This is a genomic window from Phocaeicola fibrisolvens (assembly GCF_025567125.1).
GTDB lineage: Bacteria > Bacteroidota > Bacteroidia > Bacteroidales > Bacteroidaceae > Phocaeicola > Phocaeicola fibrisolvens.
On sequence record NZ_JAOQJI010000080.1, the window covers coordinates 1 to 7,911 of the forward strand.

At 36.0% G+C, this 7,911-nt stretch carries 7 protein-coding genes; 5 read left to right on the forward strand and 2 right to left on the reverse strand.

Annotated features, from left to right (window positions below):
- Positions 1-2 precede the first annotated feature (2 nt).
- Positions 3-605, reverse strand: a complete 603-nt coding sequence (locus OCV81_RS17175; protein ID WP_148331069.1) for a hypothetical protein — start codon at positions 603-605, stop codon at positions 3-5.
- A 400-nt stretch (positions 606-1,005) separates the two neighbouring features.
- Here OCV81_RS17175 and OCV81_RS17180 point away from each other — a divergent pair, with 400 nt between their 5' ends.
- From OCV81_RS17180 to OCV81_RS17195, 4 genes are read left to right on the forward strand one after another with little or no spacing between them, the layout of a single operon-like run.
- On the forward strand, positions 1,006-1,611 hold the full coding sequence (locus tag OCV81_RS17180; RefSeq protein ID WP_148331070.1) for a hypothetical protein: 606 nt from the start codon (positions 1,006-1,008) through the stop codon (positions 1,609-1,611).
- A 36-nt stretch (positions 1,612-1,647) separates the two neighbouring features.
- On the forward strand, positions 1,648-2,565 hold the full coding sequence (locus OCV81_RS17185) for a hypothetical protein (RefSeq protein WP_262640517.1): 918 nt from the start codon (positions 1,648-1,650) through the stop codon (positions 2,563-2,565).
- Positions 2,556-3,221, forward strand: a complete 666-nt coding sequence (locus OCV81_RS17190; protein ID WP_262640518.1) for an ATP-binding cassette domain-containing protein — start codon at positions 2,556-2,558, stop codon at positions 3,219-3,221. The genes OCV81_RS17185 and OCV81_RS17190 overlap by 10 nt, the downstream gene beginning before the upstream one ends.
- 12 nt (positions 3,222-3,233) lie before the next feature.
- Positions 3,234-4,646, forward strand: a complete 1,413-nt coding sequence (locus OCV81_RS17195; RefSeq protein ID WP_148331072.1) for a S41 family peptidase — start codon at positions 3,234-3,236, stop codon at positions 4,644-4,646.
- Between the two features lie 353 nt (positions 4,647-4,999).
- On the opposite strand, the gene OCV81_RS17200 is transcribed toward OCV81_RS17195, so the two are convergent.
- A complete protein-coding gene (locus OCV81_RS17200) occupies positions 5,000-5,722 on the reverse strand; it encodes a sensor histidine kinase (protein ID WP_262640520.1) in 723 nt (240 codons plus the stop codon).
- Between the two features lie 758 nt (positions 5,723-6,480).
- Here OCV81_RS17200 and OCV81_RS17205 point away from each other — a divergent pair.
- Complete coding sequence (locus OCV81_RS17205; protein ID WP_148331074.1) at positions 6,481-7,734, forward strand: PDZ domain-containing protein; 1,254 nt, start codon at positions 6,481-6,483, stop codon at positions 7,732-7,734.
- Positions 7,735-7,911 lie beyond the last annotated feature (177 nt).

Genomic DNA, 7,911 nt, shown 5'->3' on the forward strand with positions numbered 1-7,911 from the left:
AATCAAACCGACCTCACTGCTAATGTTCCGGAGGGTAACGGTCCTAGACAGCTTACGCTGTGGTAAAATTTCTCCGGACAGCAATGAATATAAATATAAGGATTTAATAATACCAACTGTACTCCTTGTGACAAATCTGTTTTTATAGGAATGATTTTAGAATTCAATCTGTCGTCTAAATCAGCTTGATTTTCAGAAGTACTTTTTATGATAGTATCATTCTTAATGTCAATAATATTTATATAATGATTATTACTTATGTCCTTGTCTCTCAGAAATATTTCTACTAAAGAATCCATTCTGTTGATTGACATTTCAATGCCAATATCTTGTATGCCTTCATACAGATATGTTATTGAAGGTATGGAATCACTTTCAGGACCGGCTAATATTTCTGTACCTTCAGGAATTTCCTTACAGGCTAAATTCGTTTCTTCTCTTAGAGCTTTCTCAAATACTTCAGAACTTACTTTGAGCAAATCGTTTTTTATCAGTTCATACGAATTGTATATCCATATCATCTGCAAAGCCATAGCCCCGATAAGTCCTACGACAGACAGTATGGTAATGAATAATATGTTTTTCTTACGTTTTGAAGTCTCCATATATGATATTATATGACTTTTTAATGGTTTTTCAATGCAAATATAATAATTGGGTTATGAACATAAATCGAAACACTGAAGTATTAACGTAAAGATAACATAAGGATAACTTAATGTTTGCCGATGCTTGGTTACCTTTGCAACAGTAAAACAAAGGAAGGCTTGAAAAGCATTTAATATAAATGGAGATTTTCCTCCAGTGGAGAAGTGGAAAGTTCAATACAGATTTTAGTTAAGATCATCATTAAAAAAAGTAGGATATGGGTATAAAAAGAATCGTAAATAGCAATAGCTTGTATGATAAAAAATAAGAAACTGAAATATACACTGTTTATATTGTCTATTCTTATTTCAATATTAAGTATGGTTTTACGATAAAACTACATTAAAAATAATCAAGATGAAAACATCAGATAAACAAATTAATAAAGAATCAGTTCAGCGGAAGGCATTGATTTCATACGGAAGAGGGCCTGAAGGTGAGGAAGTGATGATAGACATCACGGAGCCTAAACGGATAAATGTAAAAACCATTGTGGCCTTCGTTATTATCCTGCCAGTGATGATGTGGCTGTTTTCTGTCATTTATGGAATTGACAGTCTGAATGTCACATCAGAGAATTATTTCAGTAAAGGCCGGTATGTAATATTCTCCAGTGTGCTTTGTGGTATTTTATTGAACTGGTTAATTCAGGCCATCGTTTATATTATAATCAATCCTCGGTCATATAGTAAATTTGCAGTAATACATAATAAGCGAAACCATACCATACGTTTTTTTTATAACGGAGATATGAGAATAGTTCATTTCCGTATAGCTAATATTCTTGCGCATTGGATATGTGGATATATCCCTTTGTTGTTGGGCTTTATTATAGGGGATATTTCTATATGTTACTTTGGTCTTTTGTCAATCATGTTCTTCTTTGATGAAACCAGTATTGTATGGAGACTGCGCCATTACAGCGGACAGGCTTTGTGCAGATATAAGTCAGATAGAGAATAACTATCCGAGATTATGACAGAGAGCTTATTACTCTATATGAATCTACGCTCAAAACAGATTGTGCGTGTATTTGCAGGCATCGGACCGTTCCGGTGTCTGTTTCTTATCGGTATCGCTGCCATCCTGTTTTATGCTTTCGCGAAAGTAACGAGCGTATGGGTATTGCCAGTGTGTTATCTGCTTATGCTCTGGCTGTATCATAACAGCAGAAAAGACAAGGAGTTTCTGTCTTTACAGGTGCAAGGAATCAAAGGATTGTTTACGGCAGAATATTTATTGCTCGGTTTACCGTTTATTATTTCGGGGATAATTGCTGCAAATTACATTTCTTTACCAGTTATCATACTGATTGCGGTAGTTATGCCATGGATTCACCCTGTCAGGTTTCATTCTATAGTTCTGCCTGTGCCTTTATTATACAGTGGGGATTTGCTGTATAGAAGGATGTTCCGGAAACAAGTATCACTGTATGCGGTATTGCTCTTTCTGTCTTTCATGGGAGTACTGCATGACAATATCAATCTCTGTAAAGTATGCCTGATATTGTGGGGAGCAATTCAGGGAACGGCATATATGGTGACGCCACAGAAGCATGAACTCTCTGTCTATAATAGTTTCGGAATGTATCAGCTGATACTGGTCAAATCAGGGCTGAGGAATATCTTTATCACCATGTTCCCGTTCATAGTACTTATGCTTATGCTGATACACGACTCAGAAGCTATACTTTTCTGTCTTGCATTGTTCTCTTCGACATTGTTATACCAGTGGAATATGGGCATGGCAAGATTCTCCTTTGAGACACAAACAGTAATGGGAATATACTGGCTGCTTTTCCCGTTGCCGCTGTTTTTAGTTTCGATTATGAACCCAGTTGTATTGATTCCTTATTTGGCTTTGAATATAGGCCTTACACTTTCTCTAAAGAAAAAATATAAACATATATGGAACTGATATATATAAAAGAATTGAGCAAGGCATACGGTAAGACGAGAGTGCTTGATAACCTTTCCGTTTCTTACGAATCCGGGAAAATCTACGGACTGGTGGGAGAAAACGGAGCCGGAAAAACAACACTTTTCAACTGCATCATGGGAGTAACTGATTATGAAGGCGAGATAAGGAAGTCATCACCAATGACTGTTGGTTATATGTCGGCTGAAAACTTCTTCTATTCCCTTATTACCGGAAAAGAATATCTTGAATTCTGTATCAAAGCTAAAGGGAAGAAGATGGATGCTAAAGCCATAGATTCATTGAATAAAGTTTTTCAACTGCCACTGGAAAGATTCGCTTCGGACTATTCCACAGGCATGAAGAAAAAGCTTGCGCTTATGTCCCTGCTCCTTCAGGAAAATGACCTGTACATCCTTGACGAACCTTTCAACGGGGTAGATCTTTACGGATGTATCCAACTTAAAAGAATCATACGCGAACTGAAGGGCAAAGGGAAGACTGTCATAATTTCATCGCATCTTATCAATGCGTTACACGAACTGTGTGATGAGATTGATTTTCTGGATGGTCATACCATTCGGAAAAGATATATTCAGGCATCAATAGATGAAATTGAGCAGGATATATTAAATAGGGGGAACAGTAATATGTAAAAAAATGATATCATGATTGACAATAATACTTTTCATAAAATACCGGTAACTTTCTTTGAGGAAAGCTATAATAAATATCAGAATGAGGTAATGAATCTGTTGCATTTTATCAGGTTATTTCATCCTGTCAGTATAGTTAATCCTGAAAGAGTCAACAGATTTGAAAGACAGGCAGAGAAAATCTGCCATGAAATGAAAGGTGTGATAGACTTGCAGCACTTCCAGTTTGCCTTGAATTCTCTGTTAGCCATACTTGAAGACGCACATACTTATTTCATGCCTGAAGATGGATTAATTTATCCATACGAGATAAGATATTATGAAGGCTGTTTTTATCTGTATGCTATAGATTCAGAATATCCTGATTTTACGGGAAAAGAGATTGTTTCCATTAATGACATATCCGTTAAAGATGTCAGGTTGGCTATGCGTAAAGCAATGCCCTCGGAGAATGGAATAAAAGCAGGGCTATGGAGTTTTTATCTGAATCGCAAAGCATTACTGCATCAGATGGGAGTAGATACTGCAAAGGGAGTTTGTCTTGGGTTTCATGATGGAAGTAGCCTGCTTTTTGAACCCGAAACAGATAACCGTTCCGGATGGTATCAAGTGAAGTTCCCTCCTCATCCTGTTACCGTGAAGCGTGATGATTTGTTCTCCTATCAGATAATTGAAGATAAATGCTATCTGCAATTTAACGTGATGTATGATTTGCAGTCGTATTTGCAATTATGTCAGGTTACGGGTACCAAGACCGAGGATAATTATCTGAACTTTCTGCCGTCATTTTCTGATTTTATAGATAAGATGGATGCCGATTTAAAGCAGCATCATATACGGAAGCTGGTGGTGGATATGCGTTATAATGGCGGAGGAAACAGTATGCTTGGCGACCAGCTTCTCCAATATCTTGGGGTTGATACGGACAGCATAATAAAATATAAGACATTTGTCAGAAAATCAGATTTTCTTTTCAAGTGTATGCCTAAATTCTACGTTTCCAGCAAAAGCAAATCTGGAGAACTTGTTTTAATGGAAGATTTTGAGAACTTGCCATTCCTTCCCAAAATAAAGAACCATTTTGAAGGGAAGGTAATATTCATACAAGGCCAGAACACTTTCAGCAGTGCAAATTATTTGCTTACAACTATAAAGGATAATCATCTTTTCACAATTATAGGTACTCCGACTTCGCAGAAGCCTACTTGCTTTGGTGATGTATTGCCTGTTGAATTGCCATTTACGGGTACAAAGGGATACATAAGTCACTCTTTCTTTGAAAGACCGGATGTAAGTCGCAATGAGGAAGATTGTTTATATCCTGATTTTCATATACCTGTGTCTATGAATGAAAGGTTGAAGGGTATTGATAAATGCTGGGAATGGGTTGAAATGAATTTGTCTGATGAGTCGATAATTGTGTAATATATTGCTGTAAATAGTTTATTATAAAGATTCACGATGGTTATGAAAATGAAGTTTATAATTTCAGGCATTCTGATTGCCGCTATCGGACTGGTACTGTCGCACACATATCGTCCGTATGTATATGAGAACCATATCAATGATTATCATCTGGCAGATGTGATAGGCAGTATCGTTTGCGTACCGGCTGCGGTATTATGCGTCTATGGCATTGAGAACAGATATTCGATAAAGCAATATACAATAGGGACTGCAATAGTCTATATTACATACGAGTTTCTCGGACTTTTCCATATACATGGCACTTTTGATATATATGATATTATTGCCATAATAATAAGCAGCCTTGTGTTTTATCGGATATGCTTGTTATTTGGAGTTTCAAGCGGCAGATAGATGGTAAATTCCGTGAACTCTCCTTCTGTGCTGTTGACGAATATTCTTCCCTCATGTGCCTTTATCACCTGGTCAACAAAGTTCAGGCCCAGTCCGAAACCTGAAGCTCCGTTTCTTCGGCTGCGCCTTGCCGCCGCTGCACGTTCATACTTCTGGAAAATGACTTTCTGATCGGCTTCGGATATGCCCAGCCCATTGTCGCGTACTTTCAGGATGGTGTAGCGTTCGCTTTCTTCCGTCGTGATGTGTATTTCCACACTCTCCTTGGAGTATTTGATGGCATTGTCAATCAGATTGCTTAATACTTCACTCACGTAATCGTTATCGGCATAAGCAGTTTTGGCCTGCAAGCTGATGATAAAGTTTACAGGCTTCTGTGCTTTAGCCTTGAATTTCTCGGTCAGTTTCTCTATTATCGGTGTAAGCTCAACTTCTGTTTTATTCATCTCTAGTTTATGGTTTTCCAGTTTGGAGATGGTCAGTATCTTGTTGGTGAGTGTTAACAGATGGTCAGTTTCGCTTTCTGCTATACTCATGTATTTGTTCTTTATCTCCGGTTTGGAATCAAGTCTTCCGCTTTTCAACATATCCTGCACCATCATAATAGTACTGAGAGGTGTTTTCATATCGTGAATCATAGCGTATGAGAAGTCCTCACGGATTTGGGAGATCGTATTCATTTTTGATATTATTCTTACTTGGTAGATTATGCAGAATACTACAAAAATGAGAAGTATTGTTGTCGATATAAGAAGTAGTCCCATCTTTTGAAAAAAGAAGTTATTGGGATTAATAATTTGGGCTTTAATTGTATATGAGAAGTCACTCCTTATAGGGATTTTCTGTGTTTCAATATAAAAAAATGAATAATGTGCTTTTCCTTTATTTTGTATAATACTATCCCCTTTTAATAGATATAGGCAAAAGCCATTATTAATATTTGCTTCTCCCAGAATTTGTTTATAATATTTTGCTATTGTATCCAATGAAATAGGTTTCCCAAGTTCATCTAATGATTCTTGCATATAAGCAAATTCCGGTATATCTTTTCCACTATCACTTTGGGGTCTGCTTTTAACCATTGTTCCTTGTGGTAAAGAACCCAATCTGGAAAATGTTTCAGCATTAATAGCATTCTCTAACAGATGACTTGTTTTAAATACTATTTCATTTTTGTTAAATTGATATGAACTATGTAGCCAGATAATTTGTATTAGGACCAAAATAAAAAGACCTAATATCGTTATTATTTTTATATATTTTCTCATTTGGCAGTTTTATTGCAAAGTTAATAAGATTAAGCATATATGTCACTAAAGCTTTTGCAGAAAGCTTCTTAACCTAAAGATAACGTAGCGATAACTAAAATCCGAATGGAGACAATTTATCTTTGTGACAATAAAACAAAATAAGTAATTCAATTAAAGTTTATATTTCTATGAAAAGAATAGTGAGAAAGAAGGTAAAAATGATGCTTTTGTCTGTCATTGTCATTGGAATTGTAGGAGGTCTTTCCTATTTTATCTACGGTGTGGCACAGATGTATAAAATAAACACATGGCAAAATGCTATTGGAAAAGAACTGCCAAGTAAATTTAAAGAAATACTACCCCTTAAAAGGAGTTCTAAAGGTTGGTTTTACATAACTGGTAAAGTAGGGACACATAAAAGAGATTTTATCCTGGATACGCAGGCTAGAAGTATGGCAAGGATTGAGTATCTTCAGTCACTGCATGCAAGTCATTGGGGAACTTACCCTAGAGCCGTGAAAAACTTATATGGACAGCAGGAAAAGTACGCTTTATATACATTGGATAATGTAGTTATAGCAGACGGACTGCCATTGTATAAGCCGTTATTCAGTGGTATAACTCAAACCAATGCATTATATGATTTGTTGGAGAAAGATTTATTGGGAAAAGACATATTGCAACATTTTGTGTGGAAATTTTCTTTGGATCATGATGAACTGATTTTGTTTTCAAATTCAGATGCCGATATGCTTCGTGAAGAAGCCTGTAATTACACGAAAATTGAGAATGGTTTGGATGAGGGAATACCGTTGCTGTTTGAGTCGGTGAAAGAATCATATAAATACCACTTCGATTTAGGTTATGAGGGGTATATCAGCATTAATAAGGAATTGTATGAAAAATTGAAAAAAAAATATCCTCAGAAGGAATACTTGGTCAAGAGGAATGAAAACCTTGTGGACACCACGTTCATGCTGACTAACGTACCGATACGAATCAATGATTTGTGGATTCCAGATTGTAAGGTGACTTATCGTCCCGGATTTGACACAAACTTATTGGGAGTCGGATTCATTGAAAGATTCAACTTCATGCTTGGTTATCAGAAGGGTAATAAAAAAATAGTAGCGAAGGAAGATCTTTATTTACAACTACGAAGAACCGCATCAAAATCCAATGATTTTGTGTATTGTCCATCAAAGGGCTTTGACGTGGAATATTCAGAGGATGGAGCAGTCGTATCATTTTTAGAAATAAATGGGGAAGCAAGTCGTAAAGGTTTGAAAATAGGTGACAAGGTGCTGGAAATAAATCATGGCGCTGTCTGTCTGAGTGCAGATTCCATAAAACTCGGAAAAGTTACATTACACATCAATAACTGTAATGAGTTAGAGTTAAAAATAAAGAGAAATAATAAAACCGTTTATATGAATATTTAATACATCTTGTTTCAGCAAAGTTACCAAGAAAGGATGGTATACACAATATTCTATAGAAGTGGAAAGTTACTTAATTTGATAATTATAAACATTAGTGTCCAATAAAAATGGACGAGTTAAAAAATTAATCAAATAGTCCTTCAAAAAGGGGATAATCGAGTTCTTTGATATCGTTGA